Raw genomic sequence first — 24,016 nt, forward strand, 5'->3', positions numbered from 1 at the left:
GATCACCACTTCTTACCTTGAGTTTGTGGAGGCTCTCTGTCTTGCGCCTGCAAATAGAGTTGCGCGCGCAGCAATTGGCTTGGATCGCGTGCGCTTTCGACCTGTTCGAGTTTTCTGAGCTGCGGATCAACGCTCTGAGTTGTCGGCTGCGCCTGAGCAGCGACGTCCGTTGGCGGCTGTGCATGCGGGTCGGACGCTGGGGCAGACTCTGCTTGGGCTTGGGCTTGGCTTGCTTGCGTTGGCTGCTCATGATCAGCTTTGGCTTGCGATCCTTTCGGCGTATTTTGCTCGCCATGTTGTGGCTTTGAATTCTGCCCTTGGGAGTGCTCAGGTGCGTTCTGCGGGTTTTGCTGCGAATTGGCCTGCGCCTCAGACGGGTTGGCAGAATCTGAGTTTTGCGCCGATTGATTCGACGACTGATTCGACGGCTGGGACGGGTTCTGCTCATCTTTGGCTGTTTGTGATGACGAGTTTTGCGCATCCGTACTTTGATCGCCGTTTGAAGACGATGGATTTGGCTTTTGCTCAGAACCCTGCGACGATTTTTGTTGCTGTTGCTGTTGCTGTTGCTGTTGCTGTTGCTGTTGCTGTTGCTGTTGCTGCTTCAGCGCCTGCTCAACCACTTGCAGATTGTGTTTGGCATCCGCGTTGTCAGGGTCGGTTTGGAGTAACTGTTGGTAGCGGTCGCGCGCTTGTTCCAGTTGACCGGCTTGGGCGTAGGCATTGGCCAGATTGTATTGGGTGCGGCTGTCGGGTGCCGAGACTTGCGAAAATGCGTCAATTGCACCTTGATAATCTTTCGCTTCATAGCGAGCAATGCCCTGCCATTGCGGGTCCGTAAATTGCTCGGCGGCATGCTGATAATCTTTCTGCTCAAAGGCTTGCATGGCTTGTTGATCGCGGTTGAGCCAAGGCGACGCTTCAGCCGTTGGGGTGTGCAATCCGAACGTCACGCCAAGCAGCGCGACGAACACAAAGCCACGGCGAAAGAGTAGCAGAGCAGGCACCAGCAGAATGAGGACCAGCCAATAGCCTTGATTGACATGATCGCGGATGGTTTGTGCATTTTTGCTGCCAGTGACCGGATGTTCGCTGCGCGTTTCGGCGAGAATGCGTTCAACATCCGAACCGTCCGCACGATAAGGCGTAAACACGCCATTCACCGCAGACGCAAGCGACTGCATGGTGGCAAAGTCGGTTCGGGCGACGACGGTTTGGCCCGCATCGGTTTTGAGTAGCGAGCCGTCATCCAGCAGGATCGGCGCGCCCGCTTGGGTGCCAATGCCGACAATCATCAGTTTCCACTGGGTGCCTTCAAGCAGCGCGCGAATGGCTTTACTTTCGCTTGCATCGAGATCGTCAGCCAGCAGAATGATGTCACCGCGATTGAGTCCGGCGTTTTTGAGCATCTCAATTGCCCGTTGGACGCCCGTTGCCGCATTGGCGCCGGGAAACGGCATGATTTCCGGCGATAGGTTGGGCACCAAATTGGCAATCGTTGCGCTGTCGCTGGTCAACGGGCTGACGGTGTAGGCATCACCCGCGTAGGCCACCAAGCCTGTGCTGCCTTCTGGCCAGCCTTTGAGGAGATCCAGCACTTTGTAGCGCGCTTGTGCCAATCGATTGGGTTTGATGTCGGTCGCGTGCAGCGACAACGACATGTCCATCACCACCACACGCGCGTTGTTGGCGCTGTAACTCGGGCGTGCCTGGGTCTCAAAACTCGGGCCTGCCAATGCCGTCACGGCAATCAGCCAGCCGAGCGCGATGAGGTGCAACGCGCCGCGTTGGTTTTTGGGGCTGGCAAGGCCCAACGCTGTGGCCAGGTGCGGCGCAATCAGCGTTTGGTTTTTCGCTCGGCGGCTTAACCACAGCACCAGTCCGCCCAAGGGAATTAGGGCCCAGAACCACTGTGGCGAGAGGAAGACGAAATCAGACATGGTTTCTCCTCACCAGAATCAGCACCACCGACAGCAACAGTGAGAACGCCAATGGATAACCAAACCATTCGCTTTGCGGGCGCCAGGTTTGGCTGGCTTTGCTGATCGGTTCAAGCTGGTTGATGGTGTCGTAAATGTGTTGCAAATCTTGTTGATTGCGCGCGCGGAAGTATTGGCCGCCGGTTTCATCAGCAATGGCTTGCAAGGTTTTTTCATCCAGATCTTCGGCGGTGTTGATTTTACGGGTCATGAAAAACTCTTTGACCATCATCTCGCCCGCACCGACGCCGACGGTGTAAATGGTGGTGTGATATTTCTTGGCGATTTTGGCCGCCTCCATCGGATCGAGCACGCCTGAGGTGTTGCTGCCGTCACTGAGTAGAATCATCACGCGTTGCGGCGCATCGCTGTCGATAAACGTTTTGGTGGCCAAACCAATGCCTTCACCAATCGCGGTTTGGGTGCCGATTAAGCGCAGGACAGCTTGGTTGAGCTGCTGAGCGATGGTTTGACGATCGAGTGTCAGCGGTGTTTGCAGATACGCGTGGTCGGCAAAGAAAATCAACCCGAGACGATCGCCTTGGCGCTTGGCAATAAAATCAGACAGCACCTGTTTGACGGCGCTGAGACGATCGATGAATTGATCGCCGGATTTCATGTCCTGCTGGCTCATGGAGTAGGACAAATCGACCACCAACATCATGTCGCGGTGTTTGGGCGAGGTGGTGACGGGGTCGCCGTACCACACCGGGCGCGCCGCCGCGGTCACTAACCCGATCCAAAGTGTGATCACCAAGCCTTTGGTGAACCATTGTCGCGGCGCGATGGTTTGATGTTGTTGAGGAAGGTAGGGCAGTTGAATGGCTGCCCTTTCTTTTACCGGCGGTAAAAAACGATACACAATCAGCGGCAGTGGCAACAGAACAAACAGCCACCACCATACAAATTCAATGTTTGCCAACGCTTACGGGTCTCCTTTTCTTTGGCGGCAACGCATCATTCACCCATTGATAGCAGTCTGCGACCAACGCGTCGGCGTCGGCGATTTTCTGCTTTTGATACAAGGCTTGCTGCCACACAGTTTCATTCGGCACAAATAGGGGGCGACCCACCTGCGTATCGAGGAAGGTGTACCACGCGTTGCCCGTCAGATGAGCGATTTCTTCACGTGGAAAATAACAAAGCGCCGCTTGTCTGAGCAGTTCAATCGCCGACGACGGCGTTTGCTTCAGATGCGGGTTGAGCAGACGCAGCGCCGTTTTCTTCGGTGCCATGCGTTTACGTTTCCAGCGAATCACCAACATGATAATTACGACAACCAAAACAATGCTTGCCGCACCAGCCCACCATCCCCAGGCCAAAGGCCACCAAGTGGGTGCGTCAGGCAGATGCAGTGCATTCAATTCAAGCGGTGTCGACGATGTTTCCTTCATATATTTATTATCCGGACAGTTGTTGCAGCAAAGGGATCTCACAAGTCAGTGAGCGATAATCCATCTCCATAGATTGGCTCAATGATTTTAGTTTTTCTTTTTGAGATTCAAAGGCTTTTTTGATACCTGAACGCGTACTATTTATCGAAAAGTTGAGCCAACGCGTTTGTTGGTTATCTGTGACGCGTTCGACACCGCGAAATGCGGTGTTCCCTTGCTCCAGCGGGTCATAAATATGCACCAAGCGGACGCGGTTATGCTTACGCAGTTGGTTGAATAAGGGTTTGAGTGAGTCGTCGTAGCGAACGAAATCACTGATCAAAATGACTTCGCTGCCTTTGGGGCACAGGCGGTTGAGCACTTGCAGTGCGTTGTGCAGCGGCGCTTGTTCCGGCGAATGACCGCTGAGCGCTTCTTGCTGCGCGGTGACTAACTGTGCCATTAACTGCAGTGGCCCTTGGCGGCGACTGGTCGGTTTGAGTTCAATCTGTCGATGCCCCAAATCGATCACCGCACCGACGCGATCATTTTGCGCCACGGAGAGCCAACTGATCAGGCTGGCGACATGCGCCGCTTGCACCGATTTGAGCATCAGTTGCGAACCAAATTGCATCGACGCGCTTAAGTCGATGTATAGCACCACCGGTTTTTCGCGCTCTTCGGTAAACAGCTTGGTGTGCGGTTTGCCCGTGCGTGCCGTGACGCGCCAATCGATGGTACGAATGTCGTCGCCGGGTTGATACTGGCGCACTTCCGCAAAGTCCATGCCGCGACCCAAGCTGCGGCTTTGGTGCTGACCGGCCATCTGCGTCCACAGGCTGCGCGCCGGCGGCAGCCAGCGCACACTCTGCTGTTGATAGGGCAGCAGTTCTTCAAGGCACAGTGTCACGCCGTTGGCGTGCGGGGGCAATTTTTGAGGGGAGGTAGCCATGGGTCGACCTTACGCGCTGCCAACCAACGAGAGCAGATGCGCAATCACCTGATTGGGATGCACGCCTTCGGCCTGCGCTTGATAGGTCAGCAGCAGGCGATGGCGCATCACTGGGAACAGCATCGCTTGCACATCGTCGGGGCTGACAAAATCACGCCCGTTTAACCACGCATGGGCGCGGGCGCAGCGATCGAGCGCAATGGTGGCGCGGGGGCTGACGCCCAGTTCAATCCACTCGGCAAGTTTGCTGTCGTATTGCGCGGGATGACGTGTGGCCATCACCAAACGAATCACGTAATGCTCAATCGCTTCTGACATGTGGATCGCCAATACTTCCTGACGCGCGGCAAAAATCTGTGCTTGCGTCACGACTGGCGGCGTCGCTGTTGCACTGCCTTGGGCTTCGCCGCGATTAAGGCGCAAAATCGCCAGCTCGTGTTCGGCGCTGGGGTAATCCACATCTAGATGCAGCAGAAAACGGTCAAGCTGCGCTTCTGGCAGCGGGTAAGTGCCTTCTTGCTCAATCGGGTTTTGCGTTGCCATCACCAAAAACAGCTCGGGCAACGGGTACGTTTGGCGCCCCGCGGTGATCTGCTTTTCCGCCATCGCTTCAAGCATGGCGGCCTGTACTTTGGCAGGTGCGCGGTTGATCTCATCGGCGAGGATCAGCGAATTAAAAATCGGCCCGGATTGAAAGGTAAATTCACCGGTTTCTGGGCGGTAGATATCGGTGCCGGTTAAATCGGCGGGCAGCAAATCGGGGGTGAACTGAATGCGGTGAAAGTCCCCTTCAATGCAATCGGCAAGGGATTTCACGGCGCGTGTTTTTGCCAGCCCCGGAGGCCCTTCCACCAAAATGTGGCCGTCGGCCAACAGCGCGACGAGCAGTTGTTCCACCAGCGATGCTTGGCCGATGACTTGTTGATTTAGATAGGTCTGTAATGTTTGAAAAGTCTGTGACTGCATGAAACCCAACTCTCCTTGGAGCTTATCTACCCTGCTTACTCTGGGCATTTAGTGAGTGTTTTGTCTGAAAAAGTTCCGAAAAACTTCGACGCAGATATCGTTTGGCGAAAAGTTAGCCGTTTATGACGTACATCGACCATGCTTAGTGGGGACGGATGAGAAATTTCGTCATGCCATACCTGCAAATTTGTGAAACATAAGAAAATTCTTACATAAAAATCAGATATAACTCTCAAGATTTCATTCAAGTGGCCGACAAGTTGTTCGTTAACAGCATGAGCCAGAGTAGAAGGCGGAGAAGATGTTCAAATTCAACACAATGACCATTAAACAAAAGGTGGTGCTCGGGATTACCCTTGCCGTGCTCGCCTCGACCATCATTTTAGGGGTGATGGCGCAACGTCAGGCGCGTGATGTGCTTGAACATCGTTTGGTAGACATTGAGCTGCCGTCGATGTTGGAGCAGATCAGCGCGCAAATCGATCGTGAAGTGAGTACGCTGCTGCAGGCGTCGGAACAGATTGCGAACAACGAATTCATCAAACAAGCGATCACCAACGAGTCCATCGACCCGACACAGCAAGCGGTGCTGATTCAACAGCTCAACAACGTGCGTAGCCAATACAAGTTGAATGACGCGTCTGTGGCGAACCGTAACACCGCGAATTACTGGAACCAGAATGGTTTTCTACGCAAGCTGAATCAGCAGCAGGATGGCTGGTTCTTTGGCTTTACGTCATCGGGCAATGCGACCATGGTCAGCATGTTCCAAGAGGCAACGGGCGAAGTGAAAATGTTTGCCAACTATCAGGTGGTGAACGGTGTCAGCATGTCGGGTTTGTCGAAATCGATGGATGACATGGTGAAGCTTCTAAACGGCTTTAAGATTGAAGACAGCGGCTTTGTGTTTCTGACCGATGCCAAAGGCAACATCCAAATTCACCGTCAAAAGAGCCAGGCCAAAGCGTCGTTGAACAGCTTGTACGGCGCAGCGTCCAACCAGCTGCTGAACAAATCTGGCTTTAACTTGATCACCACCGACTACCAAGGCGAGCAAGTGTTTGTCGCCAGTCTGTACATCAAATCAATGGACTGGTTCGTGATTGGCACCGTGCCGGTCAATGAAGTGTTTGCCGACCTCGATCAAATGGCGCAGCGTATGCTGATCATCACCATCGTGGTTGCGGCGATCTTCATCGTGATGGGGATTGTGCTGGCCAACAGCATTGCCAACCCGATTCGCCAAATCGCGCAGCGCTTTACGGATCTCGGTAAAGGTGACGGTGATCTGTCGCAGCGCATTGCGATCGACGGCAAAGATGAAATTGCGCAGCTCTCGTTGGGCTTTAACGGTTTCATTGAGAAGATCCATCAATCGATGAGAGAGGTGGCATCGACCAGTCATTCGCTGCAAGTGGCGGCAGAAACGGTGTCGCACAAAGCCAATACCACACACGACAACAGTCAGCAGCAGCGTGACCAAACCATTCAGGTGGTGACGGCGATTAACCAAATGGGCGCGACGATTTCTGAAATTGCATCCAATGCGGCGACGGCGGCAGAAACCGCAAATCAGGCGTCGGGCAACACGGACGAAGGCCGCGTGGTGGTGAACAAAGCCAAAGATGCGATCAGCCGATTGGCGGCTGACATTGAAAGCACCGGTCAGGTTGTACAGCAACTGGCGTCAACCACGCAAGATATTGGCTCGATTCTGGACGTGATTCGCGACATTTCAGACCAAACCAACTTGTTGGCGCTCAACGCAGCGATTGAAGCGGCGCGCGCCGGTGAACAAGGGCGCGGTTTTGCGGTGGTGGCGGATGAAGTGCGCAATCTGGCCAGTCGTACTGCCTCATCGACCGAAGAGATTCAAAAGATGATCAACCAGCTGCAAAGCGATGCCAAAGATGCGGTGTCGGCGATGTCGGCGGGGATTGCGGTGACGTCTGAGGGCGTTTCCTCATCGGATGAAGCGGTGCAGGTGCTGGTGAGCATTTCGGATCGCATTCACGACATTTCGGATCGCAACACGCAAGTGGCCACCGCGACCGAGGAGCAATCAACGGTGGTCCACACCATCAACCAAAACATCGAAGAAATCAATGCTATCAACGAAGTCACCACCAGCACGGCGGAAGAGTTGGCGGAAGCGAGCCAGGAGCTGCGTGACCTGTCTGCGCGTCTGGATAAGATGGTTGGTAGCTTTAAGCTCTAGAATCCGGCGGGGGAGTTGGGTAAACTCCCCCTCAGTGATTTTTGAATGATTAGGTAAGTACAATGAGCGATTTTGAGAAAGAACTGGAGCTGATGTCTCAGGAAATGGGTGATGAGCCGGAAGTGGCGCTGCCAAGCCTAGAAGAACAGAAAGCGATTGCGGCTGAGCTGAAAAAGCTGGAAGCCGAAGGCAAACTGACCCCGGAAGTGATGGAACAGTACTTCGGTCAGTTCTTCGCAAAATCAGACCGACCAGTTCACTAAGCGAAGTGGCACGTTTGAATTGAAAAGGCACCTCGCGGTGCCTTTTTCTTTTTCAGCGCAGGGGCAGGGTGTGCGCGAGCGCGACTCAACCGGCGGTGAATCACCCTTAATGCGTGGGGGACTTGCTCAGGATTTCGCGCAGCAGTTTGAGTAAACTCTCGGTCGTTTGCGCGCCAGAGACAATGTGCCGCTGCTCAATGATGATCGCGGGCACGGCGTGAATCCCGGCTTGTAACCACTGCTGCTCGGTGTTGGCCACCGCGGTGGCCCACGATTCATCGGCCAGCACTTGCGCGCATTCACTGCGGCTGAGGCCGACTTGCTCGGCAAGGCTGAGTAGCACGTCGTCCTCATCCATTGCCAGCCCGTGGCAGAAATAGGCTTCAAATAAGGCCATTTCTAAGGCGGCTTGCTTATAATGCCGGTTGGCCCACATCAATAATTGGTGTGCTTTGCGGGTATTGTAGATGCGCATGTCATCGTGAAAGTGAAAGGTAAAGCCGACTTCTTGCCCAAAACGGATGAGCGAGTCGCGCGCCTGCTGGCTCGCTTGCGGTGTGGTGTCGTATTTGCGCGCCAGATGCTCGCGCAGATTTTCGCCGCCCGGCGCCAGTGTCGGGTTGAGTTCAAAAGGATGCCAATAAATTTCGGCCTGAACTTCGTTTGACAGGATGCTGAGTGCGGCTTGCAGCCTTTTGTAACCGATGATGCACCAAGGGCAAACAACATCGGAGACGATGTCAATTCGAAGTGTACGCATAGCCATCTCCGTCGTAACCATGAATGAAACCCTAACCGCTTGAATTGACTCAATGATGAGCAGAATTGGCGGCCAGAAAGGGTTAGAAGCTTGCAACTCAGTATAGCTTTTGCATCATGCGTTACTTGGGAGTGAGTCAAAGTTTAACCAAATCGGTGCAATCGAGTGAGTCTACGCCCTGTCGCTCACCCACAAATTATTTGTGCAAGGGGGATTGCGCCGCGATTGGTCGATTTATAATCAGCAACAATATTAGCAAGCTGCATTCATTATTTTCCGTATTCTTCGCTTGCTGACGTAGAAGGAGCATAAATCATGATCAGTTCTCATCCAACGGATGTCATTTTGCATGCGTTCGACTGGCCATATTCTCTGATTGCAGAACGTGCCGAGACGATTGAACAGGCGGGCTATAAAGCCGTGTTGGTGTCACCGCCGATGAAATCTTACCAACACCCATCGGGCACACCGTGGTGGCAGCGCTATCAGCCACAGGATTATCGCGTTATCGACAATCAGCTGGGGGACACGCAAGACTTCATTCGCATGGTGGATGCGCTGCGCGCGCGAGACTTGTGGGTGTACGCTGATGTGGTGTTTAACCACATGGCCAACGAATCCAAACAGCGTTTGGATCTACAATACCCGAGTGACGCGGACATGGCGGCCTATCGCCAGCGGCCGGATTACTACCAAAACCAGTGCCTGTTTGGCGATTTGTCTCAGCCGCTGTTTGAAGAAGACGACTTCGTCGAAGCCTTTGGCATCAACGATTGGAAAGACAAATGGCAGGTGCAAAACGGACGGATCACGGGCGGCCCGCATGACCAAGGTCTGCCAACGCTGCGTGATAACGACCATGTGGTCGCGCAGCAACAAAATTACTTGGTGGCATTGAAAAAGCTGGGCGTCAAAGGCTTTCGCATTGATGCCGCAAAACACATGACCATTGCGCATTTGAAGAAGGTTTGGACCGACGCGATTGCGCACGATGTGCATATTTTCGGCGAGATCATCACCGATGGTGGGGCGACCAAAGAAGAGTATCAACTGTTCTTGCAGCCATATTTGGCCGAGACGCGCTTGGGTGCGTATGACTTTCCGCTATTTCAAACGCTGTTTAATGCTCTGCAACCGAGCGGTAGCTTAAAAGGGTTGATTGATCCGTATTGTTTCGGGGATGCGTTGTCGAAAGAGCGGGCGATCACGTTTGCGATTACCCATGACATTCCCAACAACGACGTGTTCGCCAATTTGGTGATGTCTCCTGAACGCGAAGCGTTGGCTTACAGCTATGTGTTGGGACGAGATGGCGGGGTGCCGTTGATCTACACCGATCTGGATCCGAGCGGCATTCGCAATGCGCAAGGTGAGCCGCGCTGGCAACAGAGCTGGCACGAGGCAGACATGGTGGCGCGAATTGCGTTTCATAACCGCATGCACGGACTGCCGATGGTCAATCTTGAAGCCAATGATGATTTGTTGGTGTTCAGCCGAGGTGAGCAAGGGGTGGTGATCATCAATAAATCGTCCCGCAGCCAGACGGTTGAATTGAATTGGCCACAGGCGTTAACCGATGTGTTGAGTGATGACGTGTTCGCATCGAACGGTACACACGTGCAGATTGACACCGCGCCCATGACGAGTCGCATGTTGTGGGTTGCGCCGGACGCGCAGACAAAAAAATAGCCGCGGCGGTGGCTGCGGCTTAAATTTCGACAACGATCGAAAAGACAGGGAGGTCATATCCTTATCAGCGAGGATAGGTGATTGATTTTATTCGTCTGAAAAATGGTTTGTGCTTTATTAGTGACAGCGTTCTGTTAAAAAGCGTCAATTTGTCAGGCTCCTGCCAGTTTATTTATTGTTTCCATGAATCACAAAATTACTGTTCTATAATTGAGCTGTATGTCAATAAGTGGTGTGAACATGAAAACTTTACCTTGGATGGCACTCAGCAGTGCCGCACTTCTCTTGGTCGGTTGTGGTGGCGGTGATGGCGACACGTCCACACAGACGTCTAAAGTCTCTTTTTCGGTGTCGGATGCGCCGGTTGACAGCGCGAGTTCTGTCACGGTCGGCTTTACACAGGTCGAGTTGGTGCAGTCTGACGGTTCGTCGATTTTCCTTGATGTGAATCCGTCGGATCCGAGCATGGATTATGAGCAGATTGACTTGATGGCGTATCAGGGAAGCGATGCTGCGCTGATTATCAGCGACCAGTCAATTCCGGTCGGGACGTATCAGAACCTGATTTTGCATGTCAGTACCGAATCGAACGTCAATTTTGTGGTGGATGGTGATGGCACGCAGGCGCTCAAACAGCCGAGCAATAAGTTGCGTTTGGGTAGCTTTACCGTCAGCAACGAATCGACGCAGGCATTTACCATCGAGTTTGACCTCCGCTATGCGCTGGTGATGCGCGGGAACAGCGGGTCGAGCAATGGCTACATTCTCAAACCTCACGGTGTTTCGATTCTGAACAACAGCGATGTCGCCAGCTTGTCTGGTACGGTGGACCAAACCCTGTTTACCGAAGGTACGGGCTGCACCGTGGATACTGGCAATTACGTGTATTTGTATGAAGGCAGCGTCGCGGCGTCAACGCTGGGCGACTTGGTGGATGAAAGCGATGCGAGTTTTGACACGGATGTTCCGGTGCCCGATGGCGTGGTGACGCCGTATGCCTCCACTGCGGTGGGGGATGATGGCAGTTATGCGTTTGGTTACCTGCCACTGGGCGATTACACCGTGGCTTTTACGTGCAACGGGGATGACGATGATCCGGTGCAGTACGATGGGTTAACGCTGCCACTACCAGCAGACCAAGTTGCGGAAGTGACGTTGTCGAGCGGTGCGGAAACCGTGGATTTCTCCCCGGTGATCTAAGCGCTGAGACTGAAGTGCTTACATTGAGGCGCTAAAGTTGAATCGCTAAAAGTGGGGCACTTAAATTGGAGTGCGGTCGTGATGACGACATATAAAAACGCCTCAAGGACCTGAAGACAGATCACAAGAGGCAATGACGTTGTTAGCGTTTTAGTATCTAAGGGATTTAGAGAGACTCCGATAAGCGTAGACGCGATCAGCCAGACTGCAAATGTCCGTGTGGCGATCGCGTCTTTTTTGTTCACTTCTGGAAGCAAGGTGGCACTTCGGTGGTATCACGCTGCGTGATGGGTTCTCCCATTACTTAATTTGTTGATCGATTGTTCATACATTGAACGCTTGAACGTTTGCGTCAAAAAATGTGATGAAGTTCTATTTTCGATCGCTATACTTTCCGCCCGGCTATGAGCCGGTGCTCAGCCAATACAAGCCGTCACATGGAACTGTGAATGACCCCACGGACCGGACCAGCTACGATCCATCCAACGCTTGTATAAGGTGATCTCTCTATGAACACACTGTTCACACTTCACGGTGCGCTGTCTGCTGACCGTGCCGATGACGTGCATGTTTCCTCCTTTACCAAGTTTTTGGTTTTTCCTTTTATTACAAACTTTTAACTGGGTAAAACAATGACAATTTTATTTGGATTCATCGGTGTCCTGGTGCTGGTGCTGTGCGCTTTCGCACTGTCTGAAAGCCGTCAATCAATCAATTGGAAAACCGTCTCGCGCGCGCTGTTGCTGCAAGTGGGTTTCGCCGCGCTGGTGCTCTATTTCCCTTGGGGGCAGAGCGCGCTGGCATCGCTAAGTAGCGGCGTATCAAGCTTGCTGGGCTTTGCTGATGCGGGCATTAGTTTCCTGTTCGGTGACCTTGCCAATTCAGGCTTTATCTTCGCCATTCGCGTGTTGCCAATCATCATTTTCTTCAGCGCGCTGATTTCAGCCCTGTACTATCTGGGCATCATGCAAAAGGTGATTGAGTTCATCGGTGGCGGCATTCAAAAGTTTCTCGGCACCAGTAAAGCGGAATCGCTGGTGGCCACCGGGAATATTTTCCTGTCGCAGGGCGAATCGCCTCTGTTGGTACGTCCATTTTTGTCACGTATGACGCGCTCTGAACTGTTTGCGGTGATGGCTGGCGGGATGGCATCAGTTGCTGGCAGTGTGCTGGGTGGCTACGCCGGTTTAGGGGTTGATTTGAAATACCTGATTGCGGCGAGCTTTATGGCGGCGCCGGGTAGTTTGATGATGGCAAAAATCATCGTGCCGGAGCGCGATACACCCGTCGATCAAAGCGACATCGAAATGGACAGCGCGAACGACAGCAACGTGATTGACGCGTTGGCGAGCGGTGCCATGAACGGGATGAAAGTGGCGGTGGCTGTGGGCACGATGTTGATCGCGTTTGTCAGCGTGATTGCCATGGTGAACACGGGCTTAGAAAGTTTGGGCGAAGTACTGGGCTTTAGCGGTATCACGCTGCAAGCGCTGTTTGGTTACCTGTTCTCACCACTGGCGTGGGTGATTGGTGTGCCAAGCAGTGATGTGTTGCTGGCGGGGTCTTACATTGGCCAGAAAATTGTCATGAACGAGTTCGTGGCCTTCATTGACTTTGTCGACCACCGCGCACTGTTGACCGAGCACTCGCAAGTGATTGTGACCTTTGCGCTGTGCGGGTTCGCCAACATCGGTTCGATCGCAATTCAGTTGGGTTCCATTGGGGTGATTGCACCAGAGCGCCGCTCCGAAGTGGCGAATCTGGGCATCAAAGCGGTGCTGGCAGGCACCCTTGCCAACCTGATGAGCGCTTGCTTGGCAGGCATCTTTATCTCGCTGTAATGCTGACACGCCCTGCTCATTTGTGAGTAGGGCGTTTCTCTTTTTAATCCACCAAAAACTGATTTATAGCAAATCATCACTCTGAAGAATCCGTACTATGGATTGCAATTGACTGCGTATCTCTGTTTCGGCGCCTTGCCAACAGGGATAGACCGCGTTTTCTTTCAGTTGAGGAGAAGCTCAACTGCGTTTTGACAGACAGTGAGACTTGCTATGGATAATCTTGTTGGGCGCTTTTTGCGCTACGTAACCTACGACACTCAATCGAAGCCGAAAAACCACCACTGCCCAAGTTCGACGGGGCAGAAGGTCTTTGCTCAAGCACTGCATGATGAGCTGCTGGAACTCGGCTTGAGCGACGTCAGTGTGGACGAACATGGTTATGTCATGGCGAAACTGCCGTCCAATGTGAATTACGCGGTGCCGCCGATCGGCTTTATTTCACACATGGACACCGCACCCGATGCGTCAGGCAAGAATGTAAAGCCTCAGATCGTTGAAGATTATCAGGGCGGCGACATTGCGCTGGGCAAAGGCGATGAAGTGCTGTCTCCGATTCAATACCCGGATCTGCACCAACTGCACGGCCACAACCTTATCACCACCGATGGCAACACCTTACTGGGCGCAGATGACAAAGCCGGCATTGCGGAAATCATGACTGCTGTTGAGATGTTGATTGCGGATCCATCGATCCCGCATGGCGACATCTGTATTGCCTTTACACCGGATGAAGAGATTGGCCGCGGCGCGAATCATTTTGATGTGAAAAAATTTGGCGCGCAGTGGGCTTACACCGTTGATGGTGGCCCTGTGGGAGAGCTGGAATACGAAAACTTCCACGCTGCCAGCGCAGAAGTGATCTGCCATGGGGTGAACGTTCACCCGGGCACGGCCAAAGGCAAGATGGTCAATGCGATGCACATCGCCGCGCGTTTTGCCTTGATGATGCCGGAAGAAGAGACACCGGAATGCACTGATGGCTACGAAGGGTTCTACCATCTGAAATCGGCCAAAATGGGTGTGGCGAAGACGCAACTGGATTACCTGATCCGCGATTTTGAGCGCGACGGCTTGCAAGCGCGCAAAGCATTCCTGCAAAAAACCGTTGATGAGTTGAATCGTCAGCTGAAAAAAGGCCATGTTGAGCTGGTGATCAATGACAACTACGCCAACATGAAAGAGATGATTGAACCGCATCCGCACATCATCGAGCTGGCGAAATCTGCGATGGAAGCGTGCGATGTTCAACCGCTGATCAAACCGATTCGTGGCGGCACCGATGGTGCGCGTCTTTCGTTCATGGGCTTGCCATGTCCGAACCTCTTTACCGGTGGCTACAATTTCCACGGTATCCATGAGTTCATCACCATCGAAGGCATGGAACAGGCCGTACAAGTGATCGTGAAATTGGCGGAGCAGACTGCGCGCCATTATCACAACGCCTAATTCACCGCCATCTTCGAGTTTGATTCAACGCCGCTGTGCTCACGCATGGCGGCTTTTTTGTGCCAATGACATTCTGGCGCAAGCGGCTCGCCCGTGGGTGTACACAACTTAGGCGGCAGAGGCAGAAACTTTTGACAGGGCGCATAGAACGAGCAGCCTGTACCGACACTCCCGCGATGCTTGGTTACAATGTCGCACATTTGACTGAATCACAGCGTTTCATCATCCGCAGAGATGAATAGGCAAGTTGCTGTACATGACGAAGTAGGAGAGGGTAATGGAGAAGCTCAACGCGGTCATCGATTATCTGCTAACGCATAAACTGATTTTTACTTTATTGATATTGCTGTTTGCGGTGATGATGCGTCGCATGGTGCTGTCTCAGATCCGTGGTGACGCGGCGTTTTTAACCGAGCATCAGCGTAAATGGATGTCGAGCACCAAAAACGGCACGTTTGCGGCCACCTTGTTGGTCATGTTTGTCCTGTGGCAGCCAGAGATCAGCCAGTTCGCCTTATCGGTTACGGCGATTGCGGTTGCCATTGTGGTCGCATCAAAAGAGATCATTTTGTGTTTTACCGGCTCGATTCAACGCGCCAGTTCGCGTTCGTTTCGCATTGGCGATTGGATTGAAGTGGGCAAACTCAGCGGTGAAGTGATTGAACACAATATGATGGCGACGGTGATTCAAGAGATTGACCTGCAACACGGCCAGTACCACTACACTGGCAAAACGGCGACGCTGCCCAACAGCATGTTTTTCACTTATCCGGTCAAAAATCTCAACTTCATGAAGCGTTACGTGTTCCATAACTTTCATGTTGTGGTGCCCGAGTTTGTGAATCTATACCCGTTGTTGCCGGTGATGCATGAACGTATTGAAGAGCACTTTTCGCACTTTATCGATGTCGCGCGCCGTTACAACAGCATGATTGAAAAGCACGCGGGCGTCGATTTGCCGAACGCTGAACCGCACATCGAGATCTCCAGCGCGCCAGCGGGCGAGCAGATTGTGCATTTTATGATTTTCTGCCCGACGGAGCGCGCCACGCATTTGGAGCAACTGATTCGCTGCGCGTTTATGGAAGAGTACGAGAAGGCGTTTCCGCGTCAGCCGGTGGTGGCCGAATCATCCGCAGCGGCGTAAGTTCGACGCGTCGATCGCTTAAAGGGATAACCGCAGTTATCCCTTTTTTGTGCGCGCGAGTTAACGGGGTTCAATCTTGTGGGTTTTGGTAACGTTGATGCCCAAGCGTTTTGCCAAGCGTGTTAAGTTGGCTCGGTCGACTTGCAGCAATCGCCCGGCTTTTGCCCAGTTGAATTCGGCTTGCGTCAGCGCTTCACTGACAAGGCGGCGCTGAAAGTCATCGGTGGCGTCACGTAACCCTTTCGACAAATCAATCACCGGCTCAGTTTGGGCAGATGGCACCGCTTTGGCGGGGGTGTGTGCATCACCTTCCAACACGCCAATGTCTTCGGCGCTCACGGTGATGAGCGTTTGCATCGGGTGCTTGGCACGTGCTTTCAAAGCCGCGCGATTGATGACATGTTCCAACTCTCGCACGTTGCCCGGCCAAGTGTAGTAAATCAGATGACTCAACGCTTGCTGATGAATCTTCAGTTGTACGATCCCCAGTTTGCGCCGCGCGACTTCCAGAAAGTAGCCCGCCAGCAACGTCACGTCGCCATTGCGCTCGCGCAGCGGCGGTACGTGAATCGGGTAGACACTGAGGCGGTGATACAGGTCGGCGCGAAAGCGTCCGGCGTCGACTTCTTGTTTTAAATCGCGGTTGGTGGCGGCCAGAATTCGCACATTGATGGTTTGGACCTGATCCTGACCCACAGGCTGAATTTCGTTGTTTTGCAGCGCCCGCAAAATTTTGCTTTGCGCCGCCAGTGGCAGTTCGCCAATTTCATCCATAAACAGCGTGCCGCCATCGGCTAAGGCAAACTTACCCAAGCGATTGCGATCCGCGCCGGTAAAGGCGCCTTTCACGTGGCCAAACAGTTCGCTTTCCACCAGATTCTCGGGAATTGCGGCGCAGTTGACGTAAATCAGCGGCTGACGTTTGCGGGGAGAGAGATGATGAATCGTGCGGGCAACCAGCTCTTTCCCCACGCCTGTTTCACCGTGGATCAGAATATTAAAATTCGACGGTGCTACCACTTCCAAGTCTGCTTTCATCACTTGCATGGCTTCACTGGAGCCAATGATTTCGCCGCCATCTCGCACCCATGCCTCTTCATTGAGCTCTTCCAAGCGTTGCTGCGTTTGCTTGGCTTGCGTTTCTAACTGAGAAAACGTCAGCGCCATTTTGAGGGTTGAGGCCGCGATGGCCGCGAGCACTTCTAAGCTGCGCAACGGAATGTGCTCAAACGCATTGGGCATGAGGCTATCGAGCGTGAGCACACCCAGCAACTTGTCACCGAAGATCAAGGGTAATCCCATACACGAGTGCATCGGCAGGTCATCATCGTGATCCATCAACAGGCCATCAAACGGGTCGGGCAGTGGGCTGTCTGCGTCAAAGCGCACCGGCGTGGTGGAGGCGCAGATTTGATCAAGGCGCGGGTGTTCGTGAATCAAAAAGCGACGGCCGAGCGTATCCCGCGTGAGCCCTTGCATGGCCAGTGGCACCAAGGTGTCGCCTTGCAGGGACATCAGCGCCACGCAATCGCACTGAATGGTTTTTCGTACCGCATCGAGCAGGCGGTTGAAACGGTCTTCATCATTGAGCCCGCTCGCCAAACCAATGGTCATGTCGACTAAGGTTGAAATAGAGAAATCTTGCATCGTTGCGTCCAACTGTTCGTTTTGGATAGTTTAGTGTCAAAGTGACCCGATTGAAAAGGGTTAATTTGACACGAATAAAGAGGTAGGTATCTAACCAAATCAATTAAAATCAATAAGATAGTTTTTTATGCTTGTTGGTACGGATAGTGCAATGTCAGATTGAGAAAGTCATGCTTGACCTCAAACAGAGTGGCTGTAGCCACCTTTAATACCATTATCCGAGAGTGAGGAGATTTGGATTCATGCTCAACAACCACACGATTGCTGTAATTAAAAGTACCATTCCATTGCTGGAGTCGGCCGGCCCGGCTCTGACACAGCATTTTTATCAGCGTATGTTTCACCACAATCCGGAACTGAAAGACATCTTTAATATGACGCACCAGAAAACGGGGCGTCAAAGTGTTGCGCTGTTTGAAGCGATTGCTGCGTACGCCAAACATATTGAAAATTTGGCGGCATTAACCGCAGCGGTAGAGCGAATCGCGCACAAACACACCAGTTTTAACATTCAGCCAGAGCATTACCAAATCGTGGGACATCACCTGATTGAAACCCTGCGTGAGCTGGCTCCCGAAGCGTTTACACGCGAGGTTGAAGAGGCGTGGACGGCGGCGTATCTGTTTCTCGCCCAAGTGTTTATCGACCGCGAAGGGGAGTTGTACCTACAGCGTAAACACGCGGTGGGCGGCTGGGCGAACGCACGTGAATTTATCGTGGCCGACAAACGCGTGGAATCTGAGTTGGTCATCAGTTTCATACTGGTGCCGAAAGATGGTCAGCCGGTGCTGGGCTACCAACCGGGTCAGTACATCGGGATAGAGGTGACACCGACGAACAGCGCATACAAAGAGATTCGTCAGTACTCACTGTCGCAGGCCGCAAATGGAAAGGACTACCGAATTTCAGTGAAACGCGAAGGCGTAGGCCGTGAGGTGGAAGGGCTGGTGTCGAACTACCTGCACGATCATGTGCAGACAGGTGACAGCGTATTTTTGTACGCACCCGCGGGGGATTTCTTCTACGTTGAACGTGAGCGGCCTGTGGTGCTGATCTCCGCTGGTGTAGGCGCAACGCCCGTACAAGCGATGCTACAAACGCTGGCGCAGGGCGATAAGCCGTCTGTGACGTATTTGCATGCTTGCAATTCTCCTGCGCAACACTCGTTTGTGGATGAAACGGCGACCCTGATTGCAGCCCAAAAGTGGCAGCAGCACGTTTGGTACCTCGACGGTCAACAGGGAAAATCGCGCCGGGGTGCGATGGATCTCAACGCCGTGGATTTACCGCTGGCTGAGGCCGATTTTTACCTATGTGGCCCATTGGCGTTCATGGAAAGCATCGTCAAACAACTGATGTCCTTGGGCGTGAGTGGCGAGCGTATACACTACGAAGTGTTTGGCCCCCACGCTACGCTTAATGCCTAATTATTGAGGCATCATCAAGAACCCCAAAAGGCCCAGTAGGGCCTTTGGGGTTCTATCCCTAAACCACCGTCTATGAAGGTGGTGATCGTTCCTTTGGGCTATGCCCGAAGAACGCTCATGTTCAATATATCCGTGTTTGTAACCAGCAAATCAAGGAGATAAAGAACATGAGCAGATATGATTCAAGCTCACATGTTTACTATAGATGTCAGTATCACATAGTTTGGACGCCTAAATATAGGCTGAAGATTCTCAAGGGCAATATAGCCAAAGAGCTGTACAAAAGTATCTACGTATACAGCAACATGAAGAATTGCAGGGTAGTTGAGTTGAATGTACAGATAGATCATGTGCATTTAGTCGTAAGGCTCCCACCAAGCTTAAGCATCTCAGGCTACATGGGGTTTGTGAAAGGGCGTACAGCGATACGTTTATTTAACAAATTTCCGTATTTGAGAAAGAAAAGCTTTGGGGAAATCATTTCTGGCAACGAGGTTACTTTGTTGATTCGGTAGGAATTAATGAGGAAATTATACGAAGATATGTCGGGCACCAAGATCGTGTGGGAAAGGAAGAAGAAGAGCGACAAATGCTTTTAGGGTTAGATAACTAACAGTGAGCCCCCTTATAGGGGGCTATTCAAAGCCACCTGCTATGCAGGTGGATTTTTACTTCTAATCTAATGAAAAATATAGAGTTGTAATAATTTATGCAAGGCGTATTATTTTGACTAAACGCTCCATAAATAAGTATATATTTAGGTTAGGAACAGAAGTTGTTTAATAGCTCTAATGATTTGGATGATGGTGAAAAGTCTAAAGACTCAACACTTATGACATTTGAATATCCCATTTCAATTGATGAACATAAATATGTCTGTTGGTTCTCTTATGTACCGACAATAGAAAAAACTAAGGTCGACTTTGACCGAGTGAGACAAGAAATCAATCTTGAGACAGTACCTAGCTTTGTGATTGATTTTGACACAGACGAAAACTTGAGAAACTTGACTCCATTTGCCAAATCTTCAGACAACAAGCTATCAGTTCAACAATTACGCGCTCTTTGTATTCAAGTTAGTGAAAAGGTGAGAGCCGTTCATCGTTCTTATCCTAATTGCACATTTCTCGCTGAACCTGAAACCAAAGAGCATATTGTTTTATATAAACGATGGATCATCCCTTATTTGCAGAAAAGAGGTTTCGATTACAAATTATTGCGTCATTTTGGTGTAGATAATCTCTTTGTGTTCCGCGAAGTTAGTGGTGATGGAACAATCCACTGGAAGTAAATACAGTCAGTCTGGTAACGCTTGCAGCAGATCGAAGTTGATCTCGTGGCTCTCTAAATCACCTTCCACAAACAGCGTGTGACCTGTCACCATGACCGACAGGTCCACGGTGCGTTTAGGATGTTGCGCCATGGCGCTGATCGTTTCTGGGTCGAAGCGAACAATCTCGGCCTTGAGGTAGCCAAGCTTGCCTTTGTTTTGTTGCCACCAGATGTCTGAGCGATTTTGATAGGTGTACACTTTCACGGTGTCAGCGAGACGGGTGGCTTTTTTCACTCGCTCCACATCCGGTTCACCCAATTCAATCCACAGTTCATGATGACCGGATAAATCCTGTTGCCAGATATCGGGTTCGTTGGCGGTGGAAATGCCTTTTGTAAACTGCAATTGCGGATGGGCGTTCAGGCAGTAGGCCAATACGCGTGCCATCATGCGTTCTTCAGTCTCCGAAGGATGCAGGGCAACGGTCAGGTTAAGTGTATCGTAATGATCACGGTTCATGTCCGTCAGAGCGATACGGGATTTATAAATGGTTGGTTTCAATGCCATGAATACGGCTCACGCTAAAACTGAGAAGAAAAAGTAGGAGTTGGAACCGAAAAAGGATGGCCCAATAACGAAAATAGCCAGCTATAAGCTGGCTATTAAAATTCGGAAAGTCAATTACAGAAGTTTGATGCTTTCTGCTTGAGGACCTTTTTGGCCTTGAGTGATTACGAACTCAACTTTTTGACCTTCAGCAAGAGTACGGAAACCGTCGCCTTGGATTGCGCTGAAGTGAGCAAAAACGTCAGGACCATTTTCTTGTTTGATGAAACCGAAGCCTTTAGTTTCGTTGAACCATTTAACGGTACCAGTAACTGGAGTTGACATAGTGTGTATCCTAAAAAATATATTTAAATATGTGGCCGATTACGGCGCGGATAGCGTGGAAAAGTAGATTGCTATTGCGTACGACACGACGGGAGTTACAAGTAATCCAACGAATGTGTATACAAAGAACTTCATTTCTAGCTGCTAATGAGTCTAGAGCAATCCGTAGGGTTGTCAATCGAATCTTGACTTCACTCGAAAAGCTTTTTTGGATTTTGTGCAAATTTTTGCTCCATGCTCCATTTCTATGTAATTAAGCATGTACTCAGTATTAAAAATGGTGCTCGGTGAGACGGCTGAACCATTGACACGTCAATAATTCAGCGCAAAATATGCATCGGAATAATCTCATCCAACGACAGTGTCACCAACGGTGTCATCTGTAGTCAAACCAATCTAAAGGAGGCCATGATGAGCCAGTCATCAAAGACGTCTCGTGACAACCCGGTGATGGACACCGAGTTTGGTCGAGGCACGATTAAAGATAACGCCTTGAAAGCGGTTGTCACTAGTCAACTGTTCAAGCAACGCGTTGAGAAAGCGAAAAAAGGTAAAGGTAGTTTCAGCCGTAAAATGAAACATAGAGGCAAAGAGCCCTATTCAAAAGCTGCTTAATAGTGACTTTCGACTAGGGCTCTTTCTTTCATTGTGTGGCTGAAACGTGTGGTTGAAACGCAGCGACCAAAGAGGCAGCCGATGACCGCTAAAGACGAACGATCAGCGTTCACGTTCGGTAATATCAACGTTCGGTAATATCAACGTTCGACTTTGGGTGAATAAATCGAATAGGCGGTGACTTGGCCCGCCACAATTGCCGAGAACATAAACAGGGCTGACAGGCCAATGCTTGGGATCGGCAGAATCGATTGTTCAAACACCGACTGACTGGCGCTGATCAAGACGCGGCTGCCCGGTACCAAAATGATGATCCCCTGCACGATATAGATGGAGCCAGTGAGCTCCATTTTCTTTGCCAGCCATGTGCCATACAGCGTAATCAACACCGTCGTGACCCAAGTCCCAACCACCCAGCCTGCATCAAAACCGAGATAAAACGGCCCCCACATCCCCAGTACGGCCACGGGTAAACCGAGCAAAATGTCTTTGGGACGCGCATTAAACAGCACACCAATCGACACGGAGAGCAAGAAGAGGCCAAAGATGTGCAATGCCAATGGCACTTCGTTGCGATAGGTGGTTGCGGGGGCTTGTCCCCAAATCGCTTCACCGATATTTAAGCCAATCACAATGCCGACAAACAGCTTAATCAGCGTTAAGGCACTCTGGCCAAATAAGCTGGTGCCTGAAACCAAGTCGTTAAAGGCCAAACACTCCAATGAGTTCGCAATGGACAAGCCGGGCACAAACAAGATCACGGCGGCCACGCACAGTGCCCACACCGGGATGGGTAAGCCAGTGCTGGCTAAAAACGCGACTAAGATGCCTGTGATGAGCGCGGCCACAAATTCAACCGCGATGGCACGTCTTGAATGGCACACCAACTGACTGACCCACACCAGCAAGCCCAACACCACTGAAATCATCACTGCTTCTAAGGTGCTGCCGACCAGCATCAAGTAGGCGGGCGGAATGCCCATGTTGGCCAGCGCGATAATCCATTTTGAATAGCCGATGGGCTCAGGAACTGGCTCGTGACTGGGTTGGTTGATGCGAATGATGGTATTGGCCAGCAAGCTCAAGTTAATGGATGCAGGTTTGAGTCGCTTCATCACCACCGTGTTGTTGTCATCGGGAAATTGATAGTTGATGGTGGTTGGCGTGGCTTGAATCATGACATCCACGCCATGCTTTTGTGCATAAAATTGAGTGTATTTCTCGACTTTGTAAGGGGCGCATCCGCTGCGGTGGAGTGTGTCGCCAATCTCAACAATTTTGTTGATTCGATACTGTGACGGCATGAAGTCATTATGGGGTTAACGTTCGGTGGCACAAACGTATCAGAGTGTTCGAATGAAGACGAGAAATCGCGTGCTGTTCGATTCATCAATAGGTGAGAAGTGTGATGGACTCAACTGTTATGGTGTTTTACCACGCACGGTTTGCAGGCGGCGTGCCCACTGAGTTTTTCCATTTTTGCAATCTGAAATTTTTCTTCGAGCGCAAACTGTGCCTTTGTCACAATTTGAAAACATTAATCATAAAAAATTTGTGGTTAATTTTTTGTTTCAAAATGTCAAGTTTTGCAAATCATTAGTCCCGAAGTGACTGGTAAATCGATAAGTGGAGTTTGGTTTGTTTTAACGTCTATTTAACAAACACTTCGTCTCAACATTCTGTTTATTTTTTGTTGCTTTTTTGACCTTGAAATAATTATTTGATGCGAGAAAATAGACAAAAAGTGAGATTCCAAATTTGAAAGGATGCTTTCTGTAACTAAGGTAGGCAGATTATGAAACTGTTATTAATCATGATGGCATCAGTCTCGGCAGGGGTCGCCTCCGCTGAACATTTCCACTCTTTCATGCTTGGCTTGTCCGTTGCCGCCTTGGCGGTTGGCAGCTGTTACTGGTTTGCCTTCCGCAGCACGCGATTTCCTGAACTGGCCGTTTTTCTGCTGGTTTGTGGCCTGTTAGCCAAAGTAGGTGTGACGGTCCTAGGCGTGGCTTGGGGGCTCTCTGCACAACTGATTACGTCGCCCATTATTTTTGCGCTGTCGTATTTGTTCTTCTCGATTGTGGTGAGCTACTTGTGGTTCAGCTATCGAGACAGCATCACGGTGGTGCCAAAACCCACATTGCATCATTAATCCGATCGCACCAATCATCGACGTAAAAAAGAGGCCGCAAGGCCTCTTTTTTACGTCGATGATCTTGGACTGGCAACCGGGGCATAGCGTGCAACCCTTGGCGCTTTCTTCGACTATAGTTCTACAGTCAGCGTCCGCGTTTATTTATACACTCTCTTTGATGTAGTAAATAAA

Annotated in this window: 20 protein-coding genes and 2 pseudogenes; 12 read left to right on the forward strand and 10 right to left on the reverse strand. The window is 51.3% G+C overall.

Features of this window, described 5'->3' with window-relative positions; all coding sequences use genetic code 11:
• Positions 1-2 precede the first annotated feature (2 nt).
• Genes ACF8PK_RS12290 through ACF8PK_RS12310 form a run of 5 tightly spaced genes read right to left on the reverse strand, consistent with a single transcriptional unit; the run spans position 3 to position 5,270 of the window.
• Positions 3-1,940, reverse strand: a complete 1,938-nt coding sequence (locus ACF8PK_RS12290) for a VWA domain-containing protein (RefSeq protein WP_392441572.1) — start codon at positions 1,938-1,940, stop codon at positions 3-5.
• Positions 1,933-2,901, reverse strand: a complete 969-nt coding sequence (locus ACF8PK_RS12295) for a vWA domain-containing protein (RefSeq protein ID WP_392441573.1) — start codon at positions 2,899-2,901, stop codon at positions 1,933-1,935. Before ACF8PK_RS12295 ends, ACF8PK_RS12290 begins: the two co-directional genes overlap by 8 nt.
• Positions 2,888-3,373: a DUF4381 domain-containing protein gene (locus ACF8PK_RS12300; protein WP_014257658.1), complete on the reverse strand. Its 486-nt coding sequence runs from the start codon at positions 3,371-3,373 to the stop codon at positions 2,888-2,890. The genes ACF8PK_RS12295 and ACF8PK_RS12300 overlap by 14 nt, the downstream gene beginning before the upstream one ends.
• Before the next feature lie 7 nt (positions 3,374-3,380).
• Positions 3,381-4,304 (reverse strand): DUF58 domain-containing protein, encoded by a 924-nt coding sequence (locus ACF8PK_RS12305; protein WP_392441576.1) that lies wholly within the window; start codon positions 4,302-4,304, stop codon positions 3,381-3,383.
• Positions 4,305-4,313: 9 nt separating this feature from the next.
• A complete protein-coding gene (locus ACF8PK_RS12310) occupies positions 4,314-5,270 on the reverse strand; it encodes a MoxR family ATPase (protein WP_014257656.1) in 957 nt (318 codons plus the stop codon).
• Positions 5,271-5,571: 301 nt separating this feature from the next.
• Here ACF8PK_RS12310 and ACF8PK_RS12315 point away from each other — a divergent pair, with 301 nt between their 5' ends.
• Positions 5,572-7,488, forward strand: a complete 1,917-nt coding sequence (locus tag ACF8PK_RS12315) for a methyl-accepting chemotaxis protein (RefSeq protein WP_014257655.1) — start codon at positions 5,572-5,574, stop codon at positions 7,486-7,488.
• Between the two features lie 62 nt (positions 7,489-7,550).
• Positions 7,551-7,751 carry a restriction endonuclease subunit S gene (locus ACF8PK_RS12320; protein WP_004727123.1) on the forward strand — a complete coding sequence of 67 codons (201 nt, stop codon included), beginning with the start codon at positions 7,551-7,553 and terminating at the stop codon, positions 7,749-7,751.
• A 106-nt stretch (positions 7,752-7,857) separates the two neighbouring features.
• Here the strand turns inward: ACF8PK_RS12320 and ACF8PK_RS12325 are convergent, their stop codons facing one another.
• On the reverse strand, positions 7,858-8,511 hold the full coding sequence (locus tag ACF8PK_RS12325) for a DsbA family oxidoreductase (protein WP_004727121.1): 654 nt from the start codon (positions 8,509-8,511) through the stop codon (positions 7,858-7,860).
• A 315-nt stretch (positions 8,512-8,826) separates the two neighbouring features.
• Here ACF8PK_RS12325 and ACF8PK_RS12330 point away from each other — a divergent pair, with 315 nt between their 5' ends.
• The 5 genes from ACF8PK_RS12330 (at position 8,827) to ACF8PK_RS12350 (ending at position 15,837) form a co-directional block, all read left to right on the forward strand.
• Positions 8,827-10,200 carry an alpha-amylase family glycosyl hydrolase gene (locus ACF8PK_RS12330; RefSeq protein ID WP_392441579.1) on the forward strand — a complete coding sequence of 458 codons (1,374 nt, stop codon included), beginning with the start codon at positions 8,827-8,829 and terminating at the stop codon, positions 10,198-10,200.
• A gap of 240 nt (positions 10,201-10,440) precedes the next feature.
• Positions 10,441-11,400, forward strand: coding sequence for a DUF4382 domain-containing protein (locus ACF8PK_RS12335; RefSeq protein ID WP_154179582.1), 960 nt, complete (start codon positions 10,441-10,443; stop codon positions 11,398-11,400).
• Between the two features lie 632 nt (positions 11,401-12,032).
• Positions 12,033-13,241, forward strand: a complete 1,209-nt coding sequence (locus tag ACF8PK_RS12340; protein ID WP_014257652.1) for a NupC/NupG family nucleoside CNT transporter — start codon at positions 12,033-12,035, stop codon at positions 13,239-13,241.
• Positions 13,242-13,454: 213 nt separating this feature from the next.
• Positions 13,455-14,690, forward strand: coding sequence for a peptidase T (gene pepT / locus ACF8PK_RS12345; protein ID WP_004727116.1), 1,236 nt, complete (start codon positions 13,455-13,457; stop codon positions 14,688-14,690).
• A gap of 277 nt (positions 14,691-14,967) precedes the next feature.
• On the forward strand, positions 14,968-15,837 hold the full coding sequence (locus tag ACF8PK_RS12350; protein ID WP_004727115.1) for a mechanosensitive ion channel family protein: 870 nt from the start codon (positions 14,968-14,970) through the stop codon (positions 15,835-15,837).
• Positions 15,838-15,897: 60 nt separating this feature from the next.
• On the opposite strand, the gene norR is transcribed toward ACF8PK_RS12350, so the two are convergent.
• Complete coding sequence (norR, locus tag ACF8PK_RS12355; RefSeq protein WP_014257651.1) at positions 15,898-17,484, reverse strand: nitric oxide reductase transcriptional regulator NorR; 1,587 nt, start codon at positions 17,482-17,484, stop codon at positions 15,898-15,900.
• A gap of 242 nt (positions 17,485-17,726) precedes the next feature.
• Between norR and hmpA the strand changes: the two genes are divergently transcribed.
• From hmpA to ACF8PK_RS12370, 3 genes and pseudogenes are all read left to right on the forward strand, one after another.
• A complete protein-coding gene (hmpA, locus tag ACF8PK_RS12360) occupies positions 17,727-18,911 on the forward strand; it encodes an NO-inducible flavohemoprotein (RefSeq protein WP_392441581.1) in 1,185 nt (394 codons plus the stop codon).
• Positions 18,912-19,078: 167 nt separating this feature from the next.
• A pseudogene (gene tnpA / locus ACF8PK_RS12365) lies at positions 19,079-19,524 on the forward strand (IS200/IS605 family transposase).
• Between the two features lie 162 nt (positions 19,525-19,686).
• Positions 19,687-20,202: a hypothetical protein gene (locus ACF8PK_RS12370; RefSeq protein ID WP_392441583.1), complete on the forward strand. Its 516-nt coding sequence runs from the start codon at positions 19,687-19,689 to the stop codon at positions 20,200-20,202.
• A gap of 6 nt (positions 20,203-20,208) precedes the next feature.
• Here ACF8PK_RS12370 and ACF8PK_RS12375 read toward each other — a convergent pair whose 3' ends face one another.
• Positions 20,209-20,751, reverse strand: a complete 543-nt coding sequence (locus ACF8PK_RS12375; RefSeq protein WP_392441584.1) for a YaeQ family protein — start codon at positions 20,749-20,751, stop codon at positions 20,209-20,211.
• A 114-nt stretch (positions 20,752-20,865) separates the two neighbouring features.
• Positions 20,866-21,075: a cold-shock protein gene (locus ACF8PK_RS12380; RefSeq protein ID WP_004727110.1), complete on the reverse strand. Its 210-nt coding sequence runs from the start codon at positions 21,073-21,075 to the stop codon at positions 20,866-20,868.
• A gap of 408 nt (positions 21,076-21,483) precedes the next feature.
• On the opposite strand from ACF8PK_RS12380, the pseudogene ACF8PK_RS12385 reads away from it, so the two are divergent.
• Positions 21,484-21,681: pseudogene (locus ACF8PK_RS12385) on the forward strand (alternative ribosome-rescue factor A); the annotation flags it as partial.
• A gap of 149 nt (positions 21,682-21,830) precedes the next feature.
• Here ACF8PK_RS12385 and ACF8PK_RS12390 read toward each other — a convergent pair.
• Positions 21,831-22,994 (reverse strand): threonine/serine exporter family protein, encoded by a 1,164-nt coding sequence (locus ACF8PK_RS12390; RefSeq protein WP_014257647.1) that lies wholly within the window; start codon positions 22,992-22,994, stop codon positions 21,831-21,833.
• Between the two features lie 491 nt (positions 22,995-23,485).
• Here ACF8PK_RS12390 and ACF8PK_RS12395 point away from each other — a divergent pair, with 491 nt between their 5' ends.
• Complete coding sequence (locus ACF8PK_RS12395; protein WP_004727107.1) at positions 23,486-23,842, forward strand: hypothetical protein; 357 nt, start codon at positions 23,486-23,488, stop codon at positions 23,840-23,842.
• Positions 23,843-24,016 lie beyond the last annotated feature (174 nt).

This window comes from Vibrio sp. CJQ_6, assembly GCF_043106745.1.
Lineage (GTDB): Bacteria > Pseudomonadota > Gammaproteobacteria > Enterobacterales > Vibrionaceae > Vibrio > Vibrio furnissii.

Excerpts from the sequence above, each read along its gene's own strand:
- ACF8PK_RS12315 (WP_014257655.1), top strand. The coding sequence starts at position 5,572 with ATGTTCAAATTCAACACAATGACCATTAAACAAAAGGTGGTGCTCGGG.
- ACF8PK_RS12310 (WP_014257656.1), bottom strand. The coding sequence starts at position 5,270 with ATGCAGTCACAGACTTTTCAAACATTACAGACCTATCTAAATCAACAA.
- norR (WP_014257651.1), bottom strand. The coding sequence starts at position 17,484 with ATGCAAGATTTCTCTATTTCAACCTTAGTCGACATGACCATTGGTTTG.
- ACF8PK_RS12320 (WP_004727123.1), top strand. The coding sequence starts at position 7,551 with ATGAGCGATTTTGAGAAAGAACTGGAGCTGATGTCTCAGGAAATGGGT.
- pepT (WP_004727116.1), top strand. The coding sequence starts at position 13,455 with ATGGATAATCTTGTTGGGCGCTTTTTGCGCTACGTAACCTACGACACT.
- ACF8PK_RS12335 (WP_154179582.1), top strand. The coding sequence starts at position 10,441 with ATGAAAACTTTACCTTGGATGGCACTCAGCAGTGCCGCACTTCTCTTG.
- ACF8PK_RS12395 (WP_004727107.1), top strand. The coding sequence starts at position 23,486 with ATGAAACTGTTATTAATCATGATGGCATCAGTCTCGGCAGGGGTCGCC.
- ACF8PK_RS12305 (WP_392441576.1), bottom strand. The coding sequence starts at position 4,304 with ATGGCTACCTCCCCTCAAAAATTGCCCCCGCACGCCAACGGCGTGACA.
- ACF8PK_RS12390 (WP_014257647.1), bottom strand. The coding sequence starts at position 22,994 with ATGCCGTCACAGTATCGAATCAACAAAATTGTTGAGATTGGCGACACA.
- ACF8PK_RS12330 (WP_392441579.1), top strand. The coding sequence starts at position 8,827 with ATGATCAGTTCTCATCCAACGGATGTCATTTTGCATGCGTTCGACTGG.
- ACF8PK_RS12325 (WP_004727121.1), bottom strand. The coding sequence starts at position 8,511 with ATGCGTACACTTCGAATTGACATCGTCTCCGATGTTGTTTGCCCTTGG.
- hmpA (WP_392441581.1), top strand. The coding sequence starts at position 17,727 with ATGCTCAACAACCACACGATTGCTGTAATTAAAAGTACCATTCCATTG.
- ACF8PK_RS12300 (WP_014257658.1), bottom strand. The coding sequence starts at position 3,373 with ATGAAGGAAACATCGTCGACACCGCTTGAATTGAATGCACTGCATCTG.
- ACF8PK_RS12340 (WP_014257652.1), top strand. The coding sequence starts at position 12,033 with ATGACAATTTTATTTGGATTCATCGGTGTCCTGGTGCTGGTGCTGTGC.
- ACF8PK_RS12350 (WP_004727115.1), top strand. The coding sequence starts at position 14,968 with ATGGAGAAGCTCAACGCGGTCATCGATTATCTGCTAACGCATAAACTG.
- ACF8PK_RS12290 (WP_392441572.1), bottom strand. The coding sequence starts at position 1,940 with ATGTCTGATTTCGTCTTCCTCTCGCCACAGTGGTTCTGGGCCCTAATT.
- ACF8PK_RS12380 (WP_004727110.1), bottom strand. The coding sequence starts at position 21,075 with ATGTCAACTCCAGTTACTGGTACCGTTAAATGGTTCAACGAAACTAAA.
- ACF8PK_RS12375 (WP_392441584.1), bottom strand. The coding sequence starts at position 20,751 with ATGGCATTGAAACCAACCATTTATAAATCCCGTATCGCTCTGACGGAC.